Annotated in this window: 21 protein-coding genes and 1 pseudogene; 11 read left to right on the forward strand and 11 right to left on the reverse strand. The window is 70.6% G+C overall.

Features of this window, described 5'->3' with window-relative positions; genetic code table 11:
- The 3 genes and pseudogenes from OG985_RS20620 to OG985_RS20630 all read right to left on the reverse strand — a co-directional run bounded on the left by OG985_RS20620 (position 1) and on the right by OG985_RS20630 (position 2895).
- Complete coding sequence (locus OG985_RS20620; protein WP_371669805.1) at positions 1 to 1308, reverse strand: CpaF family protein; 1308 nt, start codon at positions 1306 to 1308, stop codon at positions 1 to 3.
- Positions 1305 to 2151 (reverse strand): annotated as a pseudogene (locus tag OG985_RS20625) (hypothetical protein). The gene OG985_RS20620 and the pseudogene OG985_RS20625 overlap by 4 nt, the downstream one beginning before the upstream one ends.
- Positions 2152 to 2166: 15 nt before the next feature.
- The gene (locus OG985_RS20630; protein WP_371669806.1) at positions 2167 to 2895 is read right to left on the reverse strand and encodes a hypothetical protein; all 729 of its coding nucleotides are present in this window, start codon (positions 2893 to 2895) and stop codon (positions 2167 to 2169) included.
- A 486-nt stretch (positions 2896 to 3381) separates the two neighbouring features.
- Here OG985_RS20630 and OG985_RS20635 point away from each other — a divergent pair, with 486 nt between their 5' ends.
- Positions 3382 to 4281: a hypothetical protein gene (locus tag OG985_RS20635; RefSeq protein ID WP_371669807.1), complete on the forward strand. Its 900-nt coding sequence runs from the start codon at positions 3382 to 3384 to the stop codon at positions 4279 to 4281.
- 116 nt (positions 4282 to 4397) lie between these two features.
- Here the strand turns inward: OG985_RS20635 and OG985_RS20640 are convergent, their stop codons facing one another.
- Both OG985_RS20640 and OG985_RS20645 read right to left on the reverse strand, forming a co-directional pair.
- Positions 4398 to 5366 (reverse strand): hypothetical protein, encoded by a 969-nt coding sequence (locus tag OG985_RS20640; protein ID WP_371669808.1) that lies wholly within the window; start codon positions 5364 to 5366, stop codon positions 4398 to 4400.
- A 53-nt stretch (positions 5367 to 5419) separates the two neighbouring features.
- Positions 5420 to 6082, reverse strand: coding sequence for a hypothetical protein (locus OG985_RS20645; protein WP_371669809.1), 663 nt, complete (start codon positions 6080 to 6082; stop codon positions 5420 to 5422).
- Between the two features lie 541 nt (positions 6083 to 6623).
- Here OG985_RS20645 and OG985_RS20650 point away from each other — a divergent pair.
- From OG985_RS20650 to OG985_RS20670, 5 genes are all read left to right on the forward strand, one after another.
- Positions 6624 to 6935 (forward strand): hypothetical protein, encoded by a 312-nt coding sequence (locus tag OG985_RS20650; RefSeq protein ID WP_371669810.1) that lies wholly within the window; start codon positions 6624 to 6626, stop codon positions 6933 to 6935.
- A 95-nt stretch (positions 6936 to 7030) separates the two neighbouring features.
- The gene (locus tag OG985_RS20655; RefSeq protein WP_371669811.1) at positions 7031 to 8137 is read left to right on the forward strand and encodes a putative T7SS-secreted protein; all 1107 of its coding nucleotides are present in this window, start codon (positions 7031 to 7033) and stop codon (positions 8135 to 8137) included.
- 31 nt (positions 8138 to 8168) lie between these two features.
- A complete protein-coding gene (locus OG985_RS20660; RefSeq protein ID WP_371669812.1) occupies positions 8169 to 8747 on the forward strand; it encodes a hypothetical protein in 579 nt (192 codons plus the stop codon).
- Entirely contained in the window at positions 8744 to 9412 is a 669-nt protein-coding gene (locus tag OG985_RS20665; protein ID WP_371669813.1) for a hypothetical protein, read from the forward strand. The genes OG985_RS20660 and OG985_RS20665 overlap by 4 nt, the downstream gene beginning before the upstream one ends.
- A complete protein-coding gene (locus OG985_RS20670; RefSeq protein ID WP_371669814.1) occupies positions 9409 to 9954 on the forward strand; it encodes a hypothetical protein in 546 nt (181 codons plus the stop codon). The genes OG985_RS20665 and OG985_RS20670 overlap by 4 nt, the downstream gene beginning before the upstream one ends.
- A gap of 109 nt (positions 9955 to 10063) precedes the next feature.
- Here the strand turns inward: OG985_RS20670 and OG985_RS20675 are convergent, their stop codons facing one another.
- A complete protein-coding gene (locus OG985_RS20675) occupies positions 10064 to 10363 on the reverse strand; it encodes a WXG100 family type VII secretion target (RefSeq protein ID WP_371669815.1) in 300 nt (99 codons plus the stop codon).
- 298 nt (positions 10364 to 10661) lie between these two features.
- Here OG985_RS20675 and OG985_RS20680 point away from each other — a divergent pair, with 298 nt between their 5' ends.
- The gene (locus OG985_RS20680; RefSeq protein ID WP_371669816.1) at positions 10662 to 15212 is read left to right on the forward strand and encodes an FtsK/SpoIIIE domain-containing protein; all 4551 of its coding nucleotides are present in this window, start codon (positions 10662 to 10664) and stop codon (positions 15210 to 15212) included.
- Between the two features lie 43 nt (positions 15213 to 15255).
- Positions 15256 to 15939: a hypothetical protein gene (locus OG985_RS20685; RefSeq protein WP_371669817.1), complete on the forward strand. Its 684-nt coding sequence runs from the start codon at positions 15256 to 15258 to the stop codon at positions 15937 to 15939.
- Here OG985_RS20685 and OG985_RS20690 read toward each other — a convergent pair.
- The gene (locus tag OG985_RS20690) at positions 15854 to 17551 is read right to left on the reverse strand and encodes a protein kinase (RefSeq protein ID WP_371669818.1); all 1698 of its coding nucleotides are present in this window, start codon (positions 17549 to 17551) and stop codon (positions 15854 to 15856) included. The genes OG985_RS20685 and OG985_RS20690 overlap by 86 nt on opposite strands.
- 335 nt (positions 17552 to 17886) lie before the next feature.
- Complete coding sequence (locus OG985_RS20695; protein ID WP_371669819.1) at positions 17887 to 18735, reverse strand: menaquinone biosynthetic enzyme MqnA/MqnD family protein; 849 nt, start codon at positions 18733 to 18735, stop codon at positions 17887 to 17889.
- A gap of 451 nt (positions 18736 to 19186) precedes the next feature.
- Here OG985_RS20695 and OG985_RS20700 point away from each other — a divergent pair, with 451 nt between their 5' ends.
- Positions 19187 to 19390: a cold-shock protein gene (locus OG985_RS20700; RefSeq protein WP_003992177.1), complete on the forward strand. Its 204-nt coding sequence runs from the start codon at positions 19187 to 19189 to the stop codon at positions 19388 to 19390.
- A 166-nt stretch (positions 19391 to 19556) separates the two neighbouring features.
- On the opposite strand, the gene kstD is transcribed toward OG985_RS20700, so the two are convergent.
- Positions 19557 to 21314 carry a 3-oxosteroid 1-dehydrogenase gene (kstD, locus tag OG985_RS20705; protein WP_371669820.1) on the reverse strand — a complete coding sequence of 586 codons (1758 nt, stop codon included), beginning with the start codon at positions 21312 to 21314 and terminating at the stop codon, positions 19557 to 19559.
- Between the two features lie 226 nt (positions 21315 to 21540).
- Positions 21541 to 23469 carry a long-chain fatty acid--CoA ligase gene (locus OG985_RS20710; RefSeq protein ID WP_371669821.1) on the reverse strand — a complete coding sequence of 643 codons (1929 nt, stop codon included), beginning with the start codon at positions 23467 to 23469 and terminating at the stop codon, positions 21541 to 21543.
- 358 nt (positions 23470 to 23827) lie between these two features.
- Here OG985_RS20710 and OG985_RS20715 point away from each other — a divergent pair, with 358 nt between their 5' ends.
- The gene (locus OG985_RS20715; RefSeq protein WP_371669822.1) at positions 23828 to 25123 is read left to right on the forward strand and encodes a 3-oxoacyl-ACP reductase; all 1296 of its coding nucleotides are present in this window, start codon (positions 23828 to 23830) and stop codon (positions 25121 to 25123) included.
- Positions 25123 to 26088, forward strand: coding sequence for a MaoC family dehydratase (locus tag OG985_RS20720; RefSeq protein ID WP_371669823.1), 966 nt, complete (start codon positions 25123 to 25125; stop codon positions 26086 to 26088). The genes OG985_RS20715 and OG985_RS20720 overlap by 1 nt, the downstream gene beginning before the upstream one ends.
- Here OG985_RS20720 and OG985_RS20725 read toward each other — a convergent pair.
- Positions 26070 to 26732, reverse strand: coding sequence for a TetR/AcrR family transcriptional regulator (locus tag OG985_RS20725; protein WP_371669824.1), 663 nt, complete (start codon positions 26730 to 26732; stop codon positions 26070 to 26072). The two genes, OG985_RS20720 and OG985_RS20725, sit on opposite strands and share 19 nt — an antisense overlap.
- Positions 26733 to 26815 lie beyond the last annotated feature (83 nt).

The following is a 26815-nucleotide window of genomic DNA, read 5'->3' on the forward strand; positions in this document are numbered from 1 at the left end:
TCACCCCCACGTCCCCGTGGGCCGGTAGCCGTGGGCCATCAGGTCCTCCAGGCAGGCTAGGGGCGCGTGCGGGACGATCCGGCCGTCCGGCGCCTCGGCGAAGACCTCGCTGGACAGCACCCGGCCGTCGACGCCGTTGACCTCGCGGACGGAGGTCACCATGCGCTGAAGGCGGCCGCCCGTCTGGTAGTTGTTGCGCCGCTGGATGAAGACGACGAAGTTCACCGCACCCGCGATCAGCATCTGGCTGGCCTCGATGGGCAGCCGCTCGGACGCCTGCAACGCATAGGTGGAGATGCGGTTGAAGACCTCGCTGGAGCTGTTGGCGTGGATCGTGGACAGCGAGCCGTCGTTGCCCTGGGACATCGCGTTCAGCATGGTCACGATCTCGTCGCCGAGCACCTCACCGACGATCACGCGGGAGGGGTTCATACGCAGCGAACGGCGCACCAGCTCGGCCATGGCGATCATGCCCTGCCCCTCGGAGTTGGGCAGCCGCTCCTCGAACGCCACCACGTTGGGGTGGAGGTCGGGGAAGGTGTCCAGGCCGAGTTCGAGGGCACGCTCCACGGTGATCAGACGCTCGTGCGGCGGGATCTCGTTGGCCAGGGCCCGCAGCAGCGTCGTCTTTCCGGCGTTCGTCGCACCCGCGATCATGATGTTCTTGCGGGCGCGCACCGCGCAGGCCATGAAGTGGGCGACCTCGGGAGCCAGCGTGCCGTTGCCGACGAGGTCGGAGATGAAGACCTTGCCCATGCGCGCACGACGGATGGACAGCGCGGGGCGTCGTGTGACGTCCATGACGGCCGACAGACGCGAACCGTCGGGCAGCCGCAGGTCGAGCTGCGGGTTGGCGGAGTCGAAGGGGCGGGAGGAGAGACCCGAGTACGCGCCGAGCACCTGGATCAGCTCGATGAGCTCCTCGTCGGACTCCGCGACGGGGTCGACCTTCTCCTCGCGCCCGTCGGAGTACCCGACGAACACCTGGTCGTAGCCGTTGATGTCGATGTTCTCGACCTCGGGGTTGTCCAGCAGCGGCTGGAGCCGGCCGACACCGAACAGGGCGGCGTGCACGGCGGCCGCGTACTGCTCCTCGGTCTCGGCGTCCAGCGGCGTACGCCCGGCGTTGATCTCCGTACGGGCGTAGTCCTCCAGGATCTGGGCTATGACCGCGCGGGCGTACTGCCGTTCGTCCTCGTTGGACATCGGCGTGACGTTGTTGACCTGGTCGAGGCGGCGCTGCTCGGCGATACGGTCGCCGGCCTCCTGCCGGAACCGCTTGACCAACGAATGGTCGACAGCGGTCATCGGGCAGCCCCTGCGTGACCCTGCTGCGGCTGCGTCGGTACGGCCCAGGCGGCGCCGTACTGCTGGTAGAGGTCCGCGGTGACCTTGCGGGCCGAGCGGATCAGCAGCGACTTGTCGAGGCGCCCGCGCTTGCGGCCGGCCAACTGGTCGGCGCCCGACGGGTCGTCGGCGATCGTGCCGACCACACGGGCACCGGTCTGGGCGTGCACGAGCATGTCGTTGACCTGGCCGGCCAGCTTGGCGGAGTTGCCCGGGTCGGCGACCAGGACCACACCGATCAGCGGGGTGGCGAGGCTCGCGGCACCGCGCGGACCACCGTGCAGCTTGGTGGACAGGGCGGCGGCACGGTCCCGGACCCGGGCGATGGCCTCGGGCTCGGTGCGCGAGACGAGCAACACCAGCGCCGCGTGCGGGAACAGCTCGACCGCCGGGGTGTCCCCGCTGATACGACCGCAGTCGGCGATGACGTCGGCGGGCGCGTTCGGGGAGTCGGCGAGGGAGGCGAAGGCGTGCCCGAGCGTCGGCCACAGCCCGGCGAGCCCGGCGGCCTGTTCGGCGCTCCCGAGTCCGACCAGGACCTCGAGCCCGCCGCTCAACGGCTGGACGTGGTCCCAGAGTTGGTCGGGCACGAGGCCGCGGCGCAGCGGTGGCCGCTATGGACAGCATGCCGGTGTTCGGGTTGAGCGGACCGCCGTGCGCGGCGGCACTGCGGTAGACCAGGTCACCGCCCGCCGGGTCGGTCTCGGCGAGCAGGACGCGCCGTGGCCAGACCGCCGCGAGAGCGACGGCCGCGGTGGTGACGCCGGGGGAACCCTTGTCGGCGGCGAGAGCGATGAGCGCCATGGGTGCTGCCGCCTTCTACTTGCCGGAGACGTGCACGACGGCGACCGCGCCGGCGGCGGCGGCCTTGGCCACGGCGGCGGCGTCGGACTGGTCGACGAGCAGCGTCAGCGCGAGGTTGCCCGTACTGACGGTCGCGTCGCTCTTCTCGGCCTTGGTGTCGACCTTGGCGTTCTCGACGAGCAGACCGCCCGACGACGTGGAGGTCGAGGTGGAGCTGTCCGAGTCGGAGGAACCGGAGGAACCCGAGCCGCTGGTGTCGACGTTGTAGACGGCCACGGTGTCACCGGCCTTGATGTCCGACGGGTACTGCCCCTCCTTGAGGGCGACACCGACGGCGGCCTTGCCCGCGGGGAGGCTCTCGCCCTCGGCGAACATCTGCCCCATGACGACCGTGTCCGCGTAGATCGTCGACTTGGCCTTGAGGGTCTTGAGCGTGTCCAGCTTCGACCACTCGACGTAGTTGATGCTGTCGTCGGCGGCGACCATCACGGAGGTCACGTCACTGTCCTTGACGGGCTCTCCGGCCGGGATGTCCTCGGTCACCTTGATGACCTCGATCCGGTCCCCCGCCTGCAGCACGAGCATCGTCGCCCCGAGCGCGCCCACCAGGATCAGCAGCACCGCGAGGGCTGCCAGCGCCGGTTTGCGCTCGCGAGGCGGAGTGGGAAGCCGGTCACCGACCGACGAATGAGCCGGAGCGGCGGAACGACCGGCGCCCGCCCCCGTACGCTCTTGGATCTTCACGCAACCGCTCCCCGTACACCCAAGAAAATGTCTGCCAAATTCTCTGCAAATGCAGACACTTCACCCCCGAACACCCCTGTGGGGCGTGCTGGACTTACCGCCCGACCTGGCCAAATAGCCAGCGCTGGGGTGAGTGTCAAGCCATGGCACCGTATCAGCCGCACATAAGCCCCTCAAGGCGCGTCCACGGTCTCACCGCACACCCGGTCCACCGTTACTCATCTGCAACTGATCGGGCTTGCAACCCCGTTGACTACAGCGCCGAGGTGGCCGGTTCGCTGTGCGAGAGCGAATCGGCCATCGGTCCGACATCACGCCGCCGCCGGGTCCGCCGTCACGCGTCGGCCATCATGCCTGCACGAATCGCTCACGAAGCCCCGAATCCGCCGTGCCATGATCTCTGCTCGCAGCAAGCGCGGCGGTCGTTGCGGTCTACGGGGAAACGGGGTTACGGCAGTGACGGGGAATCGGGTGGGACCGCTTCCGGTGAGCGGGGCGACGCTGGCGTCGGACGAACGGGTGCTGGAGGCAGCCCTCGCGATCGGCGCGCGAACCGGCGTCGACTACACGGACGACGCGGCCGTGACCGCGCTGCTCGGTGAACGCCGGCGCGCGATGGACGCGACGCAGCGCGGCCCGCTCGTGTGGCTCGGCGGACTGGCCCTGACGGTCGGCGCGATCTGGCCGTTCCTGGCCCCTTCCCTGCCCGCGCTCGCCGGAAGGCCGGTGCTGGCGTACGGCCCCGCGGGACCGCTCCTGATCCTGGCCGCGACCGCGCTCACCTACGTCCGCACCCGCTGGAGGCGTGAGCTCGATCACCCCGCCCTGGCCGGCTACCGCGAAGTCCTGGGCGTGGCCCGCGCCCACGGCCTGCCGCCGACGCACATACCGGCATGGCTGGAGGGACGGTCGTCGAGCGGCAGCGGAAAGGGCGCGGCACCGATTCCGTCGTATCCGAGCGTGGAGCCGCTGGCCGGGCGGAGCCCGTCGGACGTGACGGCACGGGAGCGGACCGCACCCGCCGATCCGGCGGCGGATCCGGTGGCCGCCTCGGTAGCCGAACCGGTTGCCGTGCCGGCCAAGCCGGCGGCGGTCGCCGAGTACGAGCGGATCGCCGACGCGGGAGGCTGGCACAACGAGGGCGGCTGTCTCCTGGTGTTCGCGGGTGCGGGCGGGCCCTCTGGGCCTCGACGGAAGGAATGCCGATCGGTTACGCCGCGCTCGCCCTCATCCCCCTGGCGATCGTCGTCTGGGTCGCGGGCAGCCGCCAGGGCGACGAGAAGCAACAGCTGCGGGCCGAGGCGTTGGCCTACGTCAGGGCAGTGGCGGCGGCGCAGGCGGCTGGGGCGCAGGTGCCTGAACTGTCGTCGGCCCTCCGCGGGTTGATGGACGAATAGCCTGCCCACAGTTGGTGATCGTGGCTCAGCTGGGCCACCGCGGGACTGTGGGCACGCGGACGGACCTCCCGCCGGAGGCGAAGAGGCCGCCCTCGCTTGCGCCGTCTAACGATTGACGGACTGGATCTCCTTGACCGCCACGTCCTGTTCGAACGTCGACAGCCCGTCCGGCAGCGCCGGCTGCCGCGCGGGTCCGTCCGGGTCGGCCGAATCGGTCCAGGTGACCTTCCAGGTGATCGACGCCTTGAAGGGGAAGGTGTCGGTGCCGGACGAACGGCGGTAGGTGACGTTGCAGCCCGCGTCCTTGCTGTCGACCGTGTAGCCGCCGTCCCCCTTGACCAGGTCGTACGTGCACGACTGCGGGTCGGCGTCGGCGGTGCCGGCGTCCACCTTGAGCGCCACGGGGGTCGCGACCGTGGTCGCGGCCATCTGGACGCCCTTGTAGTTGATGTCGGCGGTCGTCCACACGCGATCGAAGTCGCCCGCGAACTTCACCCGGGTACCGAGGTTCACGATGAGCCGGTCGGCGTCCGGGCTCAGCACCACGGGCGGGGTGGGCAACTTCGTGGAGTTGTAGGCCAGTTCGGAGAGGATCTCCGGCGTCAGCTTGTTCGGGTCCGGCTGCGGGTCGGCCGGCGGGACCCAGATCTCCCAGTTGTCCGTGGTGACGGGGCACGCGGTGGTGTAGTCGTCGTTGCGGAACTTCACCTGCCACCACAGGCCGTCGTCGCCCTTGTGGTACTTCTCCTTGTCCCGCTTCTCGGCGTAGCTCGCCGCGGGCTCCTGCGCACCGCCGTACGCGTCCTTGATGAACTCCTCGTACTCGTCCGCCGAGTACATCGGCTCGTACCAGCAGACCGGGGGCTTCCAGTTGGCGTTGGAGGAAGTGGCGGTGGTGCTGGAACCACCGCCGCCGGCCTTGCTCTGATGGATCTGGATGTGGGCACCGATGGTGCCGTTGCCGGAGTTGGCGCCGGAATCGGGCGTCTGGCCGGTATTTCCGGTGCCGCCATCGCCCCGGGTGTCGTCCGCGTGCGCGGGGAAGCAGGTCCCCAGCGCCAGGACGAGGCCCACGGCCGCGACCGTCCCCAGAACCGGACGTGCACTCTTCTTCCCTGTGCCTGGTCCTATCCCTGCACGCACGAAGCGTCCCCCTTCTTCCAGCTCTGCTGCGTCACTTGCCAGTCTCCGGCGGCGTCCTTCGCCACCTGGACCGTGTACAGGACATAGCTCTTGTCGCTCGCCTTGGTGCGAAGCACCTTCTTGGTCTTGATCTCCTTGCTGTACGCCTTGCTCTGGTCCTCGCAGTAAGTGGCGGCGGCCGTCTTACCGTTCGCGACGTCCGTGACCTTGAAGTCGTAGTACCGGTACTCGCCGGTGAGGGTCAGCCCGTCCTTCTTGAAGTCAGCGACCTGCTTGACCCAGTAGGTGAGGGCGTCCCCCGCGAAGTAGCGATTCAGTTGGGCGGACTGGCTCTGCCCTTGCGCGAATGCCTCGATGTTGGCCTGGGCGGAGTACGCCGCGTCCCGGAGGATCGCGTCCTTGACCGAGTCTCCGGCAGCATCCCGCTGGATGTCGATCTTCAGGTCCGACGGGAGCTCGAAGACCGGCGCGTCCTTCTCGGCCGACGCGGAAGCGGACGGCGATGAGGAACCCGTCTCCGCGGCCTCGGCCCCCGCGATCTTGTCGCTCCCCGAACCGTCGCCCGAATCGCTGCTGCAACCGGTCACGGAGAAGGCGACGGCAGCAAGCAGTCCGGCCGCGGCCGTCCTCTGTCGCGTGGTCAGCATGAAGCTTGTCCTCAGGGATAGACGATCGGCGTTCGATCGGATGATCCCACGGGAGGTACCTGCGCGGCCAAGCGCCGCAAGGGACTGGTGCGACACTGTGAACTTCGTGAAGACGCCTTCACAGACGGGGGCTTCGTCACAGCGGGGTTCGGAGCAGGGCTTCCGCAGGCCTGTTGACGATGTCCGAACCGTTTCTGGGAACGAGCCACCCCCGGGCAACGCCGCCGCGCCTCACCCGCATCGGGCCGAACTCTCCACGGGGACCTGCAAGGCACGAGCCTGCCGGGCACGACGCGAGCACAGGAACGCGACCGATTTACCATCATAAATTCACAGTTACCCGCACGTGTGATCCAGTCCGGCCTGGCGAAACCACCGGTCACACCGCTACCTTCGGTGGTCTTGACTAGTCCTTTGTCTCACGGGGAGTCGACTGTGCAGCGCCGACCGGGTGCCCCACGCGGGGCGGACCCGTCTCCCTCACGCCCGTCGAGCCCCGTGTCCCGCCATGTCATGCACAGCATTCCCACGGGGGTAAGCCATGGGTGACAGGACACGAGCGGATCTCGGCGTCATCCGAGACTGCTCCGACTCCTTGTTCCGCATTCACCGCGAGTTCAAAGAGCACGGAAATCCCGCTGACGGTTATCACGACGACCTGGGCAGCGACAAACTCCGCGACGTCTTCGACGAATTCTCCGACACCTGGAAGAAGACCCGCAAGAAACTCATGGAGGACATAGAGAACCTGGCCAAGTACACCAAGACCGCCGCCGACACCTACGACGAGGTCGATCACAAGCTGGCCGAGGCCCTCCGGGACGCCAAGAAGAACGGGAAGGGCAAGAAGTGAGCTCACGCCCACGCGACTGGGAACCCCTGCACGACGGAGACCCGATTCCCGGAGACCCGTACGAAGTCGCGAGTCTCGGCAAGAAGCTGCGGAACATGGCCGACGAGATCGACAAGCAGTCCGGCAACATCAAGGCACTCGCTTCCGTCGACGGCTGGGACAGCGACGCGGGGCGCGCCTTCCACGAGATAGCCGACGGCTCGTCAGGACGACTCAAGCGGGCCTTCGAGCGCTACGACGAGGCCGCGAAGGCGCTGGGGACGAAAGTCGTCGACGGCGGCGAGTCCAAGGAGTACGCCAGCGAACTCCACCGCGCGCAGAAGGTCGCGGACAAGGCCCTCCAGAAGTACCGTGAGGCCGAGACTGACCACAAGACCGCGGTCGGCGATCTCAAGCAGTACGAGGGCACAGTGCCCAGCCGTGACGACGTGACGGACCGCACCCGTCTGGCGAAGCAGCGCGACGCCGCGATGGACGTCATTCGCGAATGCCACAGCGAGATCGGCCGCGCGAAGATCATCCGCGATGACGCCGCGAGCGCCGCGGCCAAACACATCAAGAACGTCGTCCACCACGACGGCGTGCGCGATCCCGGCGGCATCATGAACTTCCTGGCGGACTGGGCGGACAGGTTCGCCAACCTGTCGGCGATCTTTTCCATTCTGGCCGTCATCTGTGCCTTCGTGCCGCCCCTACAGGTGCTGGCCCCGGTCTTCGCGGCGCTGGCCGTGATCACCAGCGCCCTCGCCCTGGCCGGTCACGCCTACGATATGACGGTGCGTGGCGGTAAGTTCAGTGCGTCGAAGCTCTTCTTCGACGCACTGGGTGTGATGCCCGGCCTGGGTGCGCTGAAGGGCTTCCGAGCTCTGAAGGGCCTCAAAGGCCTGGGCAAGCTGCGTGGCCTCCGCTTCAGTGGGGGCGCGGCGCTCGAGGGCGTGGGTTTCAAATTCTTCAACGGAATCGCGGTCAACACCGTGAACAAGATCCTTGTCAAGGCCGGACGGCCCGCCATCGCGGGCGAGAAGATCACCGCGGGAATCAAAACCGGCAGTTTCGCAAGCGCCATGGTGAAGATATTCACCGGTCACAACGGCGAATCCACGGGCGACCCCGGAGACCTGCCGAAGGTCACCCCAAGCCCGTCCCCTCAGCCGGCACCCAGGCCTCCGTCGGCGCCGTTCCACACTGCCCTCGCCCAGTAGAAGTCCGTACTGCCACAAGGAGTAGGCCGAGATGTCCGAAGACGACCGCGAGCTCGAACCCGACGAGTACCGAGCACGGGCCGGCATCATCAGGAAGATGGTTCCCGGAGCCAACCTGGCCGCCGTGCCCGCTGCACGGGAGCTCGGCGAGTCCGAGGGCCGCCGCCTGGAGTTCGACTTCTTCGACGACGACGCGGTACTCAAGATGCTGCGCTTGCGCTACCTGGACCAGGAGAAACTGAACAGCGCCGGCATGTGGCTGGGAATTCCCGCCGCGTTCGCCCTGGTCGGGATGTTCGTCTACTGGGGAGGTTACGTCCAGTATTGGGAGTCGTCGAAGAACCAGACGCTCTATTACGCTGCGTGCGGTGCCGTCGTCGCGTTCATCGTGCTTCTGTACGTCATCACGCTGACCCGGCACTGGGGTAATCGCCCCCGGCAGAAGGTACGGGCACGGGCCGCCGCGTACCGGGCGATCGCCCACGTCGCGGTACGCCACGGAGCTGAACTCCCGGAGTTCTACCCGCATTACGGCCCGTACCCGTTCGCCGCCAATTTTCATTCCGACGCCGAAGAACTCGAGCTTCCCGACGAGGCATCCTCCCGATGAGCACGGTGACAGCAGACAACCAGGTCGTCTCGGTCGTCGACGGTGAGGCCGTCAACGTCCGCTGGATCATGCCGGAGGGTTTCTTCGAGCTGCCCATGGACGTGGAGTCCACCGACCAGCTCGCCGACGAGCTGGTCGAGCTGGCACAGCGGGTGATGCCCGGGGCGCCCGCGGACATGCAGTACCAGTGGGCCGCTCTGTGCGCCGGCAACTACGACGCCTTCGTCGAAGCCGGCGTCCAGTACGCCGGGTTCGTTCTGACCGAGGTGGACGGAACCCGCTGCACGGCGACCGTTCACGTGTCCCTCATGGACCTCGCTGAGGAAGCCCGGTTCAACCCGGTGCAGGCGACCATCGGCGCGCTCAGCGCGTTCGACCAGGGCGAGGTGCAGGAGATCGACCTGCCCTGCGGCCCCGCCGTCTCCTGGATCGGTACGCGGCAGGCGGCCATCGACGCGGCGCTCGCGCCTTCGGGCCACGACGAACCCTTCTGGACGTCGTTCATCCAGGTGCAGGCGCCGTTGCCCAACGGCACGGTCCTGGTACTGGAGATGGTGACGCCGACGCAGGAAGGCTGGGACGTCTTCTCGTCCATGTTCGCGGGCGTCGTCAAGAGTGTCCGGTTCTTCGATGACGAGGGCAATCTGCTGGGGTCCTCCGAGTGACCGACGCACAGCCCCCGGAGGACTACCGCCTCCTCGTCCCCCGCGACTGGTTCCGGATCGATCTCACGCTGGACCGGTGGCGTCCCCAGCTCAAGAAGTTCGTCGACCAGCAGGTCGCGCAGCGGCCCATGTCGGCCGAGGCGCAGCGGGAACTCTGGACAGCCCTGCGCAACACCGCGGAGAGCGGCGTCGCGCAGGGGTCCCTGGAGCTCTTCCTGCGCACCGAGGCCTCGGTCGGCGCGTCGACTCCGGCGACCCTGCTGATCTCACTGCTCCCCATGCGGGGAGCCCTGAACGCCCCACCGAAGGAACTCGCCGAGTCACTGGCGATCCGCAGGCAGGACACGGCGGACGTGTCGGTCACCGCGCTCCCGGCGGGGAACGCGGTACGCGTCTCCACCACGACCACGCTGGACTACTACGTCTACATGCCCGGCGAGGTGGGTTACCTGCTGTTGGCCTTCACCGTCCCGCTGAGCGGCGTGAAAAGCCCCATGGGCGAACTGTGCGAGGCCATCGCCGCCTCCCTGCGGTGGGTGTGACACACAGGTGACGCGGATCCGCGCGACGGTGGGCGCGGGCGAAGCGGAGTGGGAGGTGGGGCTGCCCTGAGTGGTCGCCCCACCTCCCTGCCGCAGGAGGAGAGTCCTGCTACTTCTTCGCCGACTTCGCCAGCTCGTCGTCGATCTGCTCGAACTTGTCGGCGGCCATGGTCAGGTAGTCGCCCATGCCGTCGAGACCGTCGAGGGTGTCCTTCGTGCCGCGCACGAACTCGTCGAAGTTCTCGTCGAAGGCCTTCGACGAGCTCTTGGTGACGTATCCGGACTCGACGAGGTTGGCGATGTACTTGCGCAGGCCGTCCAGCTTCTCCTGGAGCTTTTCCTTCTCCTTCACGACATGCTTGGCCGCGTCCCGCATGTCCTGATATGTGACGTCAAGGTCCTTGGCCATGAAGCCGCTCCCTCTTCAACACGCCGCAGGGCCAACCCCCGTGGCTCCCTGTACGCGGACGCCGAGGTCTGTGACACGACCGGTGTGATCGTCCGCTCTTGAGGCAGCAGCTTACGGGTGTGGCCAGAGGTGTCACAGCCCCGGTCTGTGAACAAGGCGTCGTGAGCTGGTGCACAGTCAGTTGCCATCGGGAAGGTCGCGACAGACCTGTTGCCGTGCCGTGACGCGGAGCGGATATCGTCGGTTCCGGTGTGGCCTGCGATGTGGAAGCGGTCACGGGGGCCATGGGAGGACAAGCGTGCGCCTGACTCTGACCGTCGTCGATCCGTTCGGCGGGGGCGCCGCCGACGTCGTACTCGATGCCGATCCCGAGTCCACGGTGGGGGACATCGCGCAGGAGCTGGCCCAGCAGGTGGGGGCGACCGGTGCCCAGGTCATTCCGCTCGGGCATCATCACCAGCTGCCCGCCAACAACGCCCCGTTGGTCTACGTGGACGGGTACGCCGTCGATCCGGCCGCCACGGTGGTGGGGTCGCCGCTGCGGGACGGGGCCGTCGTCAGTCTCCAGGACCCCGCCGGCTGTCTGCCCGGCGAGCCGACCGGGTTGGTCGAACTCCGCGTCGTCGGCGGTCCGGTGGCCGGATTCGTGCACCGGCTCGGCGTCGGGCGGTACGACATCGGCAGCGGACCGGCCTCGTACATCCGCGTGGACGACCCGGAAGTCCCCGCACGTGCTCTGACGTTGTCAGTTGCAACCGATGGCACCTGCCAAGTCGCCGTGCACGCGGACAAGGACGGCGTGACTCTCGACGGGGCGGCCGTCGACGGGGACGCGTGGCCGCTCGGCGGGCAGATCGCCGTCGGCAACTCCCTGCTCGAGCTGACCCGTTACGTCGCGCCCAACGCCGCGCTCAAATGGTCCGACGACGGCATCGGGCTCGACTACAACCGGCCGCCGCGGCTGCGTCCGCCGGAGCGGCAGACCAAGTTCCGGCTGCCGTCACCGCCCCGGGACTACGAGGCCCGGCCGCTGCCCTGGCTGATGGCCCTGACCCCGCTCGTCGGCGCCATCGTGTCCGTGCTGGTCTTCCAGCGCTGGTACTACCTGATCATGGCGGGTCTGAGCCCGCTGCTGCTGTTCGCCAACTACTTCAACGACAAGAAGCACGGGCGCAAGTCCCATGCCAAGCAGGTCAAGGAGTACAACGAGCAGAAGGAGCGGATCGAGAAGGACGCCCAGGACGCCCTTGTCGCCGAGCGCAACGACCGTCGCCATGCCGTGCCCGACCCCGCCACCGTCCTGTCCCTCGGGACCGGGCCGCGGACCCGGCTGTGGGAACGGCGGCGCACCGACCGTGACCATCTGCTCCTGCGCGTGGGTACCGGCCAGGTGTCCTCCGAGGTCGTCCTCGACGACCCCGAGCAGGACGAGCACCGGCGCCAGGTGACCTGGAAGATCGAGGACGCGCCCGTCTCCCTGTCCCTGCGCTCGCTCGGTGTCATCGGCATGGCCGGTCCCGGCGACTCGGCCCGGGCGATGGGCCGTTGGGCCGTCGCGCAGACCGCCGCCCTCCACAGCCCCATGGACGTGCAGTTCTACCTGCTCAGCGAGAACAGCGCGCAGAGCAGCTGGGACTGGACGCGCTGGCTGCCGCACGCCAAGCCGGGCGGCAGCCAGGACATCAACGTGCTCATCGGCACCGACGCCGAGACCGTCGGCGCCCGGATCGGCGAGCTGACGCAGATCCTCGACGCCCGCAAGAAGGCCGCCGAGCAGAACCGCGGGCAGGGCACCACCTTCAGCGAGCCGGACATCGTCGTCGTATGGGACGGTTCACGGCGGCTCCGGTCCCTGCCGGGTGCCGTACGGCTGCTGCGCGAAGGCCCCGCGGTCTCCATGTACGCCCTCTGCCTGGACGCCGAGGAGCGGTTCCTGCCCGGTGAGTGCCAGGCGTTCGTCGTCGCGGAGCCCAAGGCGCAGGAGTACGACGTGGAGGCCGCGCAGGCCGTCCAGCCGCAGCAGGCCGCCGGCGGCTTCCCCTCCTTCCAGGCCTGGCACACGGGTGGCAGCGAGCCCGAACGGCAGGCGCAGGCGGAGGAGTTGAGGCTGCGGGTCGAGGAGGCCGGCGCCGAGCGCGTCAAGGAGGTGCGGCCCGACTTCGTGTCGCCCGCCTGGTGCCTGCGGCTCGCCCGTTCCCTGTCCCCGCTGCGCGACATCAGCGGCGAGACCGAGGACTCGGCGCTTCCGGCCTCGAGCCGGCTGCTCGACGTGCTCCAGCTGGAGCCGCCGACGAGCGACGCGATCGTCGCGCGGTGGCGTATGGGCGGGCAGTCGACGATGGCCGTCATCGGTGAGTCGTACGACGGCCCGTTCGGTATCGACATGCGCAAGGACGGTCCGCACGGTCTGATCGCCGGCACGACCGGATCGGGTAAGTCGGAGCTGCTGCAGACCATCGTGGCAGCGCTCGCCGTCGCCAACACGCCCGAGAACATGACCTTCGTCCTCGTCGACTACAAGGGTGGCTCGGCGTTCAAGGACTGTGTGAAGCTGCCGCACACCGTCGGCATGGTGACCGACCTCGACGCCCACCTCGTGGAGCGCGCGCTCGAATCGCTGGGTGCCGAGCTGAAGCGGCGCGAGCACATTCTCGCCGCCGCCGACGCCAAGGACATCGAGGACTATCAGGACCTGGTGCGCCGGGACCCGTCGCACCCGCCGGTCCCCCGACTGCTCATCGTCATCGACGAGTTCGCGTCCATGGTCCGCGACCTGCCGGACTTCGTCACCGGTCTGGTCAACATCGCCCAGCGAGGCCGTTCGCTCGGTATCCACCTGCTGCTGGCCACGCAGCGTCCGAGCGGTGTCGTCAGCCCGGAGATCCGGGCCAACACCAACCTCCGTATCGCCCTGCGCGTGACGGACGGCGGTGAGTCCAGCGACGTGATCGACTCCCCCGAGGCCGGTCACATCTCCAAGAGCACGCCGGGCCGCGCGTACGTCCGGCTCGGTCACGCCTCCCTCGTGCCCTTCCAGTCCGGCCGTGTCGGGGGACGTCGGCCGGGGGCGGCCGACCCGCAGGCCCTGATGCCCTGGGTGGGTCCGTTGTCCTGGGAGGACCTCGGCCGCTCCGCGCTGGCGAAGCCGAAGACGGAGTCCCGCGAGGACGAGGAGATCACCGACCTCAAGGTCCTCGTCGACGCGGTCCGCGACGCCAACCAGTCGCTCGGCATACCGGCCCAGCACAGCCCGTGGCTGCCCGCACTCTCCGAGACGCTGCTGCTCGACGAGATCGAGATGCCGGCCCGCTCGCTCGCCCCCGGCAAGCTGGCACCGGCGCCGTTCGGCGTCGAGGACCTGCCGGCCGACCAGGCCCGCCGCCCGGTCGTGGTGGACTTCTCGACCTTCGGCCACCTGATGATCGGCGGTGCGCCGCGCAGCGGCCGCTCGCAGATCCTGCGCACCCTCGCGGGCTCCCTGGCGCGCACCCACTCCACGGCCGATGTGCACCTGTACGGCATCGACTGCGGCAACGGCGCCCTCAACGCGCTGACCCGGCTGCCGCACTGCGGCGCGGTCGTCAGCCGTAACCAGACCGAGCGGGTGATCCGGCTCGTCAACCGGCTCAAGGGCGAACTGTCCCGCCGCCAGGACCTGTTGGCGGAGAAGGGCTTCGCCGACATCGGCGAGCAGCGGGCGGCGGCCGCCGAGGACGAGCGGCTGCCGCACATCGTGGTGCTGCTCGACCGCTGGGAGGGCTGGGTGCCCACGCTCGGCGAGGTCGACCACGGTTCGCTGACGGACGAGTTGCAGACGATGATGCGCGAGGGCGCGAGCGTCGGCATCCACCTGGTCCTGACCGGTGACCGGACGCTGCTCGTCGGCCGTATCGCGACCCTCACCGAGGACAAGTACGGCCTGCGGCTGGCCGACCGCAGCGACTTCACCACGCTTGGCATCCCGGCCCGCAAGGTGCCCGAGGAGATCCCGCCGGGCCGCGGCTACCGCAACGAGTCGGGGACGGAGACACAGTTCGCGCTGCTGTCCGAGGACACCACCGGCCAGGGCCAGGCCGCCGCGCTGTCCGCGATCGGTGAGGCGGCGATGGCACGCGACACCGCCGTGCCCCGTTCCCGGCGTCCGTTCCGGGTGGACAGCCTGCCGAGCCGGGTCTCCTTCGCGGACGCCTGGGAGATGCGGGACCCGGAGGCCTCCCGCTCCCGGCTGTGGGCGCTGGCCGGCATCGGCGGCGACGAGATCGTCGGCTTCGGCCCCGACCTCGCCGCGGGCGTACCGACGTTCGTGGTCGCGGGCCCTGCCAAGTCGGGCCGGTCCACGGTCCTGATGAACTTCGCCCAGTCGTATCTGGGCCAGGGGGTGCGCCTGGTCGTCGCGGCCCCCCGCCAGTCCCCGCTGCGTCAACTGGACGGCGTGGACGGCGTGCTGAAGGTGTTCACCGGCGACGACATCGACGAGGACGAGTTCGAGGAGCTCATCGACCAGGCGTCGCTGGAAGAGCCGATCGCCGTCCTGATCGACGACGGCGAGATCCTCGAGGACTGCGACGCCGAGGGCCACATGAAGCGGATCGTCTCCCGCGGCGCCGAACGCGGCCTCGCCCTGGTCATCGCCGGTGACGAGGAGGACGTGTGCAGCGGCTTCTCCGGCTGGCAGGTCGACGCCAAGAAGGGCCGACGAGGCATCCTGCTCTCCCCTCAGGAGTCGTCGAGCGGCGACCTCATCGGCGTACGGCTGTCGCGCAGTCTGGTCGGCGGTCAGGTCGCCCCGGGCAAGGGCATGCTGCACCTGGGCGACGGCGAACTGCGGACGGTGGTCGTGCCCGGGTGACCCGGCGAGTGACCGGAACACCGGGCGAGTGGAGGAGCCAGGCGTGAGCGGGGGATCGGCCCGTCCCAAGCGGCGGAGGGCGGCGGGGGCCGCGCTGCGGTACGAGCACCGGCGCGAGGGACCGGCCGCCTCCGGGGCCGGGAAGAAGCGCGGCCGGGACCGGGTGTTCGGCTGCCTGATGCTCCCCGCCTTCCTCGCCGTCCTCGCGCCCGTGATCCTCACCGAGATGTACTGGGGCGACGACATCTGGGGCGACTTCGCTCCCTCGTGGCCCGGCGGCGCCTACGCCTTCGCCGCCACCGTCGGCGCGCTGGTTCCCCTGGACCTCGCCCTCTTCGTGGCCCCGCTGACGCGTATGAACTGGAAGCGGAGCAAGTCCCGTTCACTGGCCTGGGCCGCCGCTTCCCTCCCGGGCCTGGCCGGCGGCTGGTTCATCGCGGGTGTGATCGGCGCGACCTGGCGGCCCAAGCGGCGCCGCGACTGGGACGCCGACTGCCACGGCCGCGGCGGGCCGTGCTGGGTGCACGACGAGTTCCCCTACCTGTGGGCCGCGGGCCTCGTCGCCACCGTGGCCGTGGCCGCGCTCCTGATCGTGGTGCTCGTCGCGTACGTCAAGCGGCGCGATGCGGGGACCGGGCCCGCTACCCGACCTTCGACATCCGCGCCACCGGCCGACCCTCCGCCTCGCTCTCCGAGCCGTACTTCAGGTCGTCGCCGACCGGGGTGAGGCGGACCGTGTGGGTGGCCGGGTTGCAGCCGTCGTGGTTGGTGGGGGCGCCCGCCGAGGTGGCGACGAGCTGTGACTTCGTCACCTTTTTCAGGGTCAGTACGTCGTTGCAGACGCCGCCCAGGATGTCCGTCTGGCGCAGTCGGCCCAGTTCCTCACCGACGGCCGCCCGGTGGACGGTGAGCCGGAAGGTGCCCATCGGTACCGTGCCGTCGAGGCCGCTGCCCTCGCCCTCCCAGGTGCCGAGGTAGCGGGCCGGGATCTTTGAGAGCTGTTCGTCGGCTCCGCTCCCCGGGTCGGTGGAGGGTGCGGAGGTGCCGGCCGCGGTGGGGTCGCCTTCGGCGCTGCTCGTGTTGTCGTGGCCGTTGCCCGGCAGCAGGTCGAAGACGAACACCGAGCCGACGGTCACCGCCGCCAGCGCCCCCGCGACCGCCAGGGCGACCGTGCAGCTCAGTCTCCGGCCCCGCCCGCCGGTTCCCGGGGCGGACGACGCCGCCACGCTGACGGTGAGCCTGCCGGGGCGCGGGTCGGCGTCCACGGGCGCGTCACGCGGCTCGGGCAAGGACACCGGGGGCGGCGCGGTCGGCATGACCGGCGCCGGCCCGAACTGCCCCGCGACCGCCCGGCGGCCCCCGTCCTCCACCGGTACCGCGAACTCCCCCACCGACGGGCTGCTGAACCCCACCGGCCCCGACGGCACCTCACGCACCGACCCCGCCGCCTCCAGGTTCAGCAGTTCCACGGCTCCCCGGCTGACCTGCTCGACCAGCGCCCCCGGCAGCCAGCCGCCCGCGACGAGTCGTGCCGCGCCTTCCGGAGCCAGCCGCCGGGCCACCTCCGCGGGGGCCGGCCGAGCCCCGGGTTCCTTGGCCAGGCAGGCCTGCACCAGGTCCCGCAGGTCACCGCTCAGGGAGCCGAGTACGGGCTCCTCGTGGACGACCCGGTAGAGCAGGGCGGCCGAGGAGTCACCGGGGAAGGGGGACTCGCCGGTCGCCGCGTACGCCATGACCGCGCCCAGGGAGAAGACGTCCGCCGCTCCCGTCGCACCCTTGCCGAGGATCTGCTCGGGCGCCATGTAGCCCGGGGAGCCCACCGAGACGCCGGTCGAGGTGAGCGACGCCGTGCCGTCCGTCGCCCGGGCGATGCCGAAGTCGATCAGGAGGGGGCCGTCCAGGGTCAGCAGCACGTTGGACGGCTTCACGTCCCGGTGCACGAGGCCCAGTTCGTGGACCGCCGCCAGCGCCTCGGCCAGACCCGCGCCGAGTGCCCGTACCGTGGCGGCCGGAAGTGCGCCGCCGTCCGCGATCGCGACGGTCAGGGAGGGACCCGCCGCGTAGGCCGTGGCGACCCAGGGGATCGCCGCCTCCGGGTCGGCGTCCAGGACCGGCGCCGTCCAGGCGCCGCCGACCCGCCGGGCGGCTGCGACCTCGCGTCTGAACCGGGCGCGGAACTCCTCGTCGAGCGCCAGGTGCGGGTGCACGATCTTGACCGCGACCGTGCGGCCGCCGGCGCTGCGGCCGAGGTAGACCCGGCCCATCCCACCGGAGCCGAGCCGGCCGAGCAGCCGGTAGGGCCCCACGACGGTGGGCTCGTCGGCTCCGAGCGGCTGCATGGGCGTCACCTTTCCCCCGTACGCCTGCACTGTGCACGCCTTCTGCACCGTGCAGCAGCAGCGTAGTGCCGCGGGCCCCCGCAGCTCACGGCTCCGGCGGATCGAAGTTCCCGCGGGCCCGCCCCTCACGGCCCGGTGCAGCGAAGCCCCCTGCGCCCGCCCCTCACGGCCCGGTGCAGCAAGGCCCACCCCTCACAGCCCGGTGGAGCAAGGCCCGCCCCTCACAGCCCGGGTGCAGCGAAGTCCCCCCGCGCCCGCCCGGGCCGAAAGCCTGTCACCCGGGTCACGCCCGCGCCCGCGCCGACCGGCCCCGCCGGCCCGTCACCCCTGGCCCCTCACGGCTGCAGCAGTTCCACCCTCACGTCCGCCGGGAAGCCCGTCGTCGGGCCGACCCGGCGGGCGAACTCGGTGACCGCCGCGAGTTGCGGGGCGCCGAAACGGAAGTCGAGGGTCGTGAAGTAGCGCTCCAGGACCTGCTCGTCGAAGGACTCCCAGCGGGCGGCCTGTTCGGCGACCTTGCCGACCTCCTCCAGGGAGAGGTTGCGGGAGGCGAGGAAGGCCTCGTGCACCTGGCGGGTGATGGCCGGCTCCCGCTCCAGGTAGTCGCGGCGGGCGGCCCACACCGCGAAGACGAAGGGCAGCCCGGTCCACTCCTTCCACAGGGCGCCGAGGTCGTGCACGGCGAGGCCGTAGCGCGGGCCGTCGAGCAGGTTCGCCCGCAGTGCCGCGTCACCGATCAGCACCGCCGCCTCCGCCTCCTGCATCATCAGGCTGAGATCGGGCGGGCAGGTGTAGTAGTCGGGCCGGACGCCGTATCGGTCGGCGAGCAGCAGCTGGGCGAGCCGGACGGAGGTACGAGAGGTGGAGCCGAGGGCGACCCGGGCACCGTCCAGTTCGTCCAGCGGGACCTGCGAGACGATCACGCAGGACATCACCGGGCCGTCGCAGCCGACCGCGATGTCGGGGAAGGCGACCAGGTCGTCCGCGTTCTTGAGGAACTCGACGAGGGTGATGGGCCCGATGTCGAGGTCTCCCTGCACCAGCTTCTCGCTGAGCTTCTCCGGGGTGTCCTTGGTGAGCTCGAAGTCGAGGAGCGTGCCCGTTCTCGCGAGCCCCCAGTAGAGGGGCAGGCAGTTCAGGAACTGGATGTGGCCGACGCGCGGCCGGGTGCGAGAATTGTCCACATCGCGAGGCTAGACCCTTTGCGGTACCGTGCAGGCACCAGGGGTGGCGCGGACGGCGCGCGAGTGTCATCGCGGTGACCCCCTGGCATCCGGGGCGCTGTTCCTCCGGATCTTGCTGGATCGTGTGCCCGACGGCTTCGCGCCTGCGTCTCGGCCCTGTCCGGACCGACGGCATCTCGGCTGGTGCACCGCCTTCTCGACCGCCTCGTCAATCCCACTCCGGGGCGCCTTCAAACGTCCGAGTGACGTGATCTTGACCCTCTGTTGCTTTCGGCTGCCCACATGCTAGGCTCGCCGCAAGTTGCAGTTTGGTTTCCCTTGCAGTACAGAGCCTGCGGAGCATGTGACCGCGGGCTCTCGTCGTATTCAGACGTATGCAGTTGTGCGGCATTTTGTTTTCACACTTGCAGGGTTCTGGAGCAGGGCAACCCTTTGGGCCCAAGGAGGGCTTATGGCTACCGGAACCGTGAAGTGGTTCAACGCCGAAAAGGGCTTTGGCTTCATCGCCCAAGAAGGCGGCGGCCCCGACGTCTTCGTTCACTACTCCGCGATCAATGCGAGCGGTTTCCGCTCGCTGGAGGAGAACCAGCAGGTCTCCTTCGACGTGACCCAGGGTCCGAAGGGCCCGCAGGCGGAGAACGTCACCCCCGTCTGAGTCTTCGGTCTCGGAGCCTGGTGCTTTGATCCGGAACAAGTAGCAGTACCCAAGGAGCCCCGTGCCGCAAGGCAACGGGGCTCCTGCCTTTCCGGGCCCACCACCGGGCACACCGGACTTTGGGACATTCCGGACCTCCGGCGCGTGCCAGGCCCCCGCCGGGGCCTCAGAGCACCCCCGCGATGTCCCGCGCCGCGATGTACCCGAAGGTCATCGCCGGGCCGATCGTCGAGCCCGCGCCCGCGTAGCTGTGGCCCATCACGGCCGCGCTGGCGTTGCCGGCGGCGTACAGGCCGGGGATCGCCGAGCCGTCGGCACGCAGCACCCGCGCTCTGGCGTCGGTGCGCAGGCCGCCCTTGGTGCCGAGGTCGCCGGGGACGATCCGGAAGGCGTGGTACGGGGGCAGCCACAGGGGGGCGAGGCAGGAGTTCGGGAGGACGGACGGGTCCGTGTAGTAGTGGTCGTAGGCGCTGTCACCGCGGTGGAAGTCCGTGTCCTTGCCGCTGCGGGCGAGGGAGTTGAAGCGGTCGACGGTGGTGCGCAGGGCGGTCGCCGGGACGCCGATGGAGGTGGCGAGGGCGTCCAGGGTCCACGCCTTGTGGGCGGCGCCGGAGGTGTACCAGTCGGCGGGGAGGACGAAGGTCGGGGCGACGTCCTTGAAGAGGTAGCGGTTGCGGTAGTTCTGGTCGACGATCAGCCAGGCCGGGATGTCCGGTGCGGTGGGATCGCGCTCGTACATGGTGTGGACGACGTCGCTGTAGGGGGCGGCCTCGTTGACGAAGCGGGCGCCCGCCTGGTTGACGAGGAGGCCGCCGGGGAGGGTGCGTTCGGCGAGGCAGAAGTAGGGGTCGCCGGGGAGCGGGATGGCCGGGCCCCACCAGGCGTCCTCCATCAGGGCGAGGCCGGCCCCGAGCCGCTGTCCGGCGCGGATGCCGTCGCCCGTGTTCTCCTTGGCGCCGACGGTCCACTCCGTGCCGATGGGCTGCTGCTGGTACTGCGCGCGCATGGCCGCGTTGTGCTCGAACCCGCCCGATCCAACGACGACACCGCGCCGCGCCCTGACGAGTCCGGCGGCGCCGTCGCGGGTGACCACGGCCCCGGTGACGGTGCCGGCCTCGGTGTGGAGGTCGGTGAGCGGGGTGTTGAGCCACACCGGTACGCCGGCGGAGCTCAGTCCGGCGCGCAGTCCGGCGGCGAGGGACTGGCCCATGGTGAGGGGCTTCTGCCCGAGCAGGGCCGCCTTCGTCCCGCGGGCCAGGCACTCGGCGGCGACGGCGGCGCCCTTGACGCTCACCGCGGACAGGGCGAGCCACTTGTAGTCGGCGCTGAAGACGACCATGCCGGCCGGGACCGCCAGGTACGGCGGGTTGAGCCGGGCGAGTTCGGCGCCGAGGACGTGCCCGTCGAGCTGGTCGGGTTCGATGGAACGGCCGCCGGGGAGCCCGCCGGGTAGCTCGGGGTAGTAGTCGCTGTAGCCCTCCATCCAGCGGAAGCGGAGCGGGCTGTTGGCCATGACGAAGGAGATCATGGCGGGGCCGTGGGCGAGGAAGGCCTGCTGTCGGACGGCGGGCACGTCGGACCCGACGACGGCGGCGAGGTAGGCGGCGGCCTTCGCGGGTGTGTCCGGCACCCCGGCGGCCAGGAGCACGGGATTGTTGGGTATCCAGATCCCGGCGCCGGAGCGGGCCGCGGACCCGCCGAACGTGGCCGCCTTCTCAACGACCACACAGCTCAGGCCCTGCTTGGCGGCGGTCAGCGCGGCGGTCATGCCGGCGGCTCCGGAGCCGATGACGACGACGTCGTAGGTTCCGAGGAGTGGCAGGTCGGCGGCACGGGCCGACGGGTGGGTCCCGGCGGCGAGAGCGAGACCGGTGGCGCCGGCACCGGTCAACACCCGTCTCCGGGAGGGGGATTCATAGGTCATGACCGCTCCAGCCCGACGAGGAACGAACGACGAGGACGTACGGGGACGTACGAGGGCTGGGAATGTCGCGCGGGGGTCTTGTGAAGTCAAGGGCCATGCGTGCGGTGGTACGAACCAACGGCACCGGGTCGACCAGGTCGTCGAGGTCGGACACGCGCGCGTCGGCCGGTACCGCCTCCGGCGCGGCGGGAGCTCTTCGCCCTCCCGGCGCGCCGTCGCCTCCCGGTCACTTCGCGTACAGGGCCTCGACCTCCTGCTCGAAGTCCCGCAGGACGAACTCCCGTCGCAGCTTCATCGACGGGGTGAGGTGTCCGGCCTCCTCGGTGAAGTCGACCGGCAGGAGCGCGAAGCGGCGGATGGACTCGGGGCGGGAGACCAGCTTGTTGGCCTCGTCCACCGCGCGTTGCAGGATCTCGCGCAACTCCTGGTCGTCCACGAGGAGTTCGGCCGGCACCGGGTGCTTGCCGTTCATCTGGCGCCAGTGGGTGATGCCGTCCGGGTCGAGGGTGATCAGGGCCGACACGTAGGGGCGGGTGTCGCCCAGCACGATGCACTGGCTGATCAGCGGGTGGGAGCGGAGCCAGTTCTCCAGCGGGGCCGGTGCCACGCTCTTGCCGCCCGCCGTGATCAGCATCTCCTTCTTGCGGCCGGTGATGGTCAGGTACCCGTCGTCGTCCAGGCTGCCGATGTCCCCCGTGGCGAGCCAGCCGTCGGGTGCGGCGGGGGTCACTCCGCCCGCCGCCGGGTCCCAGTAGCCGCGCAGCACGTGTTCGCCGGCGATCAGGATCTCGCCGTCCGCCGCTATCCGGATCCGGGTGCCGGGCAACGGCCAGCCCACCGTGCCCAGTCGGGGTTTGAGCGGGGGCGTCACCGTGGCCGCGCCGGTCGTCTCCGTCAGGCCGTAGCCCTCGTAGACCTCGATGCCCGCGCCGGCGTAGAAGGCGGCCAGGCGGCGGCCCAGCGGTGAGCCGCCGCAGATGGCGTGCCGCACGCGGCCGCCCATCGCGTTGCGGATACGGCGGTAGACCAGCGGGTCGTAGCAGGCGCGGGCGGTGCGCAGGGCCCGGGAGGGGCCCTTGCCGGTGCCCGTCTGTTTGGCCTCCAGTGCCTCGCCGTAGCGTCTCGCGACGGACGCGGCGCGGTCGAACGAGGACAGCCGGCCGCCCGACTCGGCCTTGGCGCGGGCGGTGTTGAAGACCTTCTCCAGCATGTACGGGATGGCCAGCAGGCAGGTCGGGCGGAAGCTCGCGAGGTCGGGCAGGAGGTGCTCGGCCTTCAGGCTCGGGGCGTGGCCGAGCCGCACCCGGGCGCGGATGCAGGCGATGGCGACCATGCGGCCGAAGACGTGGGACATCGGCAGGAAGAGCAGGACCGACTCCTCGTCGCCCGACCTGGACTTGAAGATCGGGTAGAGGAGTTCGACGGCGTTGTCGACCTCGGCGAAGAAGTTGCTGTGGGTGAGCACGCAGCCCTTGGGGCGGCCCGTGGTGCCGGAGGTGTAGATGAGGGTGGCGAGGGTGTCGGGCCCGAGCATTCCGCGGCGTACGGCGACTTCCTGGTCGGGGACGGCCCGGCCGAGTTCCGCCAGCCGTTCCACGTGGTCCTTCTCCATGATCCACATGTGCCGCAGGTCGGGGAGGCGGTCGAGCTCCGGGCCGAGGGCCGCCGCCTGGGCGGCGGTCTCCGTGGCGAGGGCCACCGCTCCGGAGTCCTGCAGGATCCAGCGGACCTGGAAGACGGAGGAGGTGGGGTAGACGGGGACCGTGACCAGGCCGGCCGCCCAGGCGGCGAAGTCGAGCAGCGTCCACTCGTACGTCGTGCGGGCCATGATGGCGAGCCGGTCGCCGGGCATCAGCCCCTCGGCGATCAGTCCCTTCGCCACCGCGAGGACCTGGTCGGCGAACTGAGTGGCCGTCACGTCCGTCCAGGTGCCGTCCTGGGTCCTGCGGCTGAGGACGACGGAGTCGGGTACCGCGGCCGCGTTGTCGAAGGGCAGGTCCGCGAGCGAGCCGTGGGTCACCGGTGGGGCGAAGGGCGGCACGTACGCCTCGCGGACGGCTCCGTCCAGCCGCCGGGTCTCAGGCTCCACCAGCACGGGGCCGGGAGCGTCGTCGTAGGCGGCCGAGGCGGCGAAGGAGGGAAGCGGGGTGGACACGGGCGGCTCCTGTGGCGTGCAGCGACGAACTGCTCTGCTGCAAGACGTACGTACCTCGCACACCGAGGCGTTCACCGACAGAACCGAAAGAATCGGGGTTACCGCCGGTTAGGAGGGGATCGTACGGGGTTCGCGTGGGGAGTCTGTGCGGTTTCCGGGGTGTTCCGGAGGCAGGGCTGTGCAGCCTCGGGGGTCCTGCGGGCCTCACTCCGCGAGTCGCCAACCTCCCTCATCCACCTGGCCTTTCCTGCCGTACGAAGGTGAGCGGGGCTCACTTCCGGGGCACCCCCGACGACGCCTTACCTCCGGTAACCTTACTCCAGAGTCAGTTTCTCGTCGCCGCCTCTGGGAGTTGGACATGGCCGACCGCTATCTGCGCCTCACCACCACCGCGCCCGGCCGCCTCCTCACCCGCCGGCTCGGCCTGCCCCAACCCACCGAACTCCGGCGCTGGAGCGCCCGGCAGCCCGAGTTGCCCGGCGAACCGCTCCACCTCACCGCCGGCACGTCGGACCTCGACCTCACCCGCACCGGGCTCACGTTCGCCGGCACCTCGGACCGGCCCGCCGCCGTCGTCCTCGACGCCACCGGCGTACGGGACGTCGAGACGCTCGCCGAGGTGCACGCGGCCCTGCACCCGGTCGTCCGGTCGGTCGCCGCCAGCGGCCGGGTGCTCGTGCTGGGGGCTCCCCTCGACCCCGCCGACCACCACCAGGCCGCCGCCCAGCAGGCGTTGGAGGGATTCACCCGCTCGCTCGGCAAGGAGATCGGCCGGGGCAGGACCGTGAACCTGGTCCGGCTCACCGACGCGGCCGCCGCCGGATCGACCCTCCGCTTCCTGCTCTCCCCCAAGTCCGCCTACGTCAGCGGCCAGGTGATCGAGGTCGGCCCGGGCGAACCTGCGCTTCCGGCCGACCGGGACCTCCCGCTCGCCGGGCGCACCGCCCTGGTCACCGGCGCCGCGCGCGGTATCGGTGAGGCCGTCGCCGAGACGCTGGCCAGGGACGGCGCCCGGGTCGTCGTACTCGACACACCGGCGGCCGGGCAGGAGACGGCCAGGGTCGCCGAACGGCTCGGCGGCAGCGCCCTCACGCTGGACATCACGGCCGCCGACGCGGGTGAGCGGATCGCGGCCGCGCTGCCCGACGGCCTGGACGTCCTGGTCCACAACGCGGGCGTCACCCGTGACCGGCGGCTCGTCAACATGCCCGCCGACAGATGGAGTTCGGTGCTGGAGGTGAACCTGGCGAGCGTGCTGCGCACCACCGACGCACTGCTCGGGAGCGGCACCCTGCGGCCCGGCGGGCGGATCGTGGCGACCGCGTCCATCGCCGGCCTCGCGGGCAACGCCGGCCAGACCAACTACGGGGCGAGCAAGGCGGGGGTGGTCGGGCTGGTCCGTTCCCTCGCGCCGCGCGCCCTCGCCCGGCACGGGGTGACGGTCAACGCGGTCGCGCCCGGCTTCATCGAGACGAGGATGACGGCCGCAGTCCCGCTCCTCATCCGGGAGGCGGGCCGCCGGATGAACTCCCTGGCCCAGGGCGGCCTGCCCGCCGACGTCGCCGAGACCACCGCCTGGCTCGCCCACCCGGCCTCCGGCGCGGTCAACGGCCAGGTCGTCCGGGTCTGCGGCCAGAGCCTGCTGGGGGCGTGATGCGCACGACGCTGACCGGTTCCCCGGCGCTCGGCCCCCTGCTCGCACGCGGCGCGCTCCTGTCGCCCTTCAAGCGGCCCCGCCCCGACGCCGACTTCCCGCGCACCCGGCTCCATCTGCCCGGTGTGCGCGTGGACCTGACGCGGCTGGCCGCCTACGAGCGGGTGTGCGGCTTCGCGACCGGCGACGACTCGCTGCCGCTGACGTATCCGCATGTGCTGGGCTTCCCGCCGGCGATGCGGCTGATGAGCGGACGCGACTTCCCGCTGCCGCTGCTCGGGCTCGTCCACACGTCGATCGAGATCACCCGGAGCACGGTCCTGAAGACCACCGGGGAGTACGAACTCGTGGTGTACGTCGACGGGTTGGCGCCGCATCGGCGGGGCACGGAGGCCGCCGTGGTCACCGAGGTGCGGACGGCCGGGAAGGTCGTGTGGGAGTCCAGGAGCACCTATCTGGCCCGGCACCGCACCGACGGCCGTACCGCGCGGACGCCCGCGGACGGACCCGGACAGCTGCCCGCCCACCCCGCACGTCCGCCCGCCGCCGGCGGAACACCGCTCGCGGCCGTCGATCCGTCGACCGCCGTCACCGAACCGGCGCCCCCGGCCGCCGTACCGCTGTCCCTCGTCCCCGAACCGCTGCCCGTCCGCGCCGACTGGCGGCTCGGCGCGGATGTCGGTCGGCGTTATGGTGCCGTCTCCGACGACCGCAACCCCATCCACCTGCACCCGCTCACCGCCCGTCTGTTCGGCTTCCCCCGGCCCATCGCGCACGGCATGTGGACCGTGGCCCGCTGCCTGGCCGCGCACGGCACACCACCGGCGGTGCGGATGCGGGCGGAGTTCCGGGCGCCGGTGCCGCTGCCGGGAACGGTGGCGTACGCGGCGGAGGGCGGGCGGTTCGAGCTGCGGGGCGCCGACCGTGTGCACCTGACCGGCGAGGTCTACCCGCTCACCTCGTGAGCGTGTCCCGGCGGTGACCAGGGTCGCCCCTCCATCAGGTTGCCCAGTCCCGCCCACGCGAAGTTCATCAGGGTCGCCGCGGTCTGCCGGGCGGAGACGCCGGGGGTGGCGTTGGCCCAGGCGGCCAGCGACTCGGCGGCGCCGACCAGGGCCTCGGCGAGGCCGGCGACCTCGGCCTCGGGCAGGTCGGGGTCCCGGTGCGCCTCCCGTGCCGCGACGGCGATCAGCCGCGTCACGAACGCGACGATCTCCTCGCGCATCGCGGCGACCTCGGCGGCGAACGGCTCGCCGTGGGTGCGGGCCTGGAGGTGCAGCACCGACCAGGCGTCCGGGTTCTGCGCGGCGTGGGTGAAGAACGCCCGCAGTCCGTCCCAGAGCTGCCGGTCGGCGGGCTCCTCGGTGCGGACGCCGGCCCGGACGGCCTCGGTGAGGGCACTCGCCTCGCGGCGGATGCAGGCCGTGAAGAGGTCTTCCTTCGAGTTCAGGTACAGGTAGACCAGCGGCTTGGACACACCCGCCAGTTCGGCGATCTCGTCCATCGAGGCGGCCATGTACCCGCGCTGCCCGAACGTCCGCACGGCGGCATCGAGCATCTGCTGCTCACGGACGGCCCGCGGCATCCGTTTGGTCTTCACGGCACCCATGGGCACAGGGTAGTTGGGCCCGGCCCGGAGCGAGCCGCTCAGGACCCGACCGACCGACCGGGACGGCGCGAAAGCGACGGCGC

Source organism: Streptomyces sp. NBC_00289, from assembly GCF_041435115.1.
Taxonomy (GTDB): Bacteria; Actinomycetota; Actinomycetes; order Streptomycetales; family Streptomycetaceae; genus Streptomyces.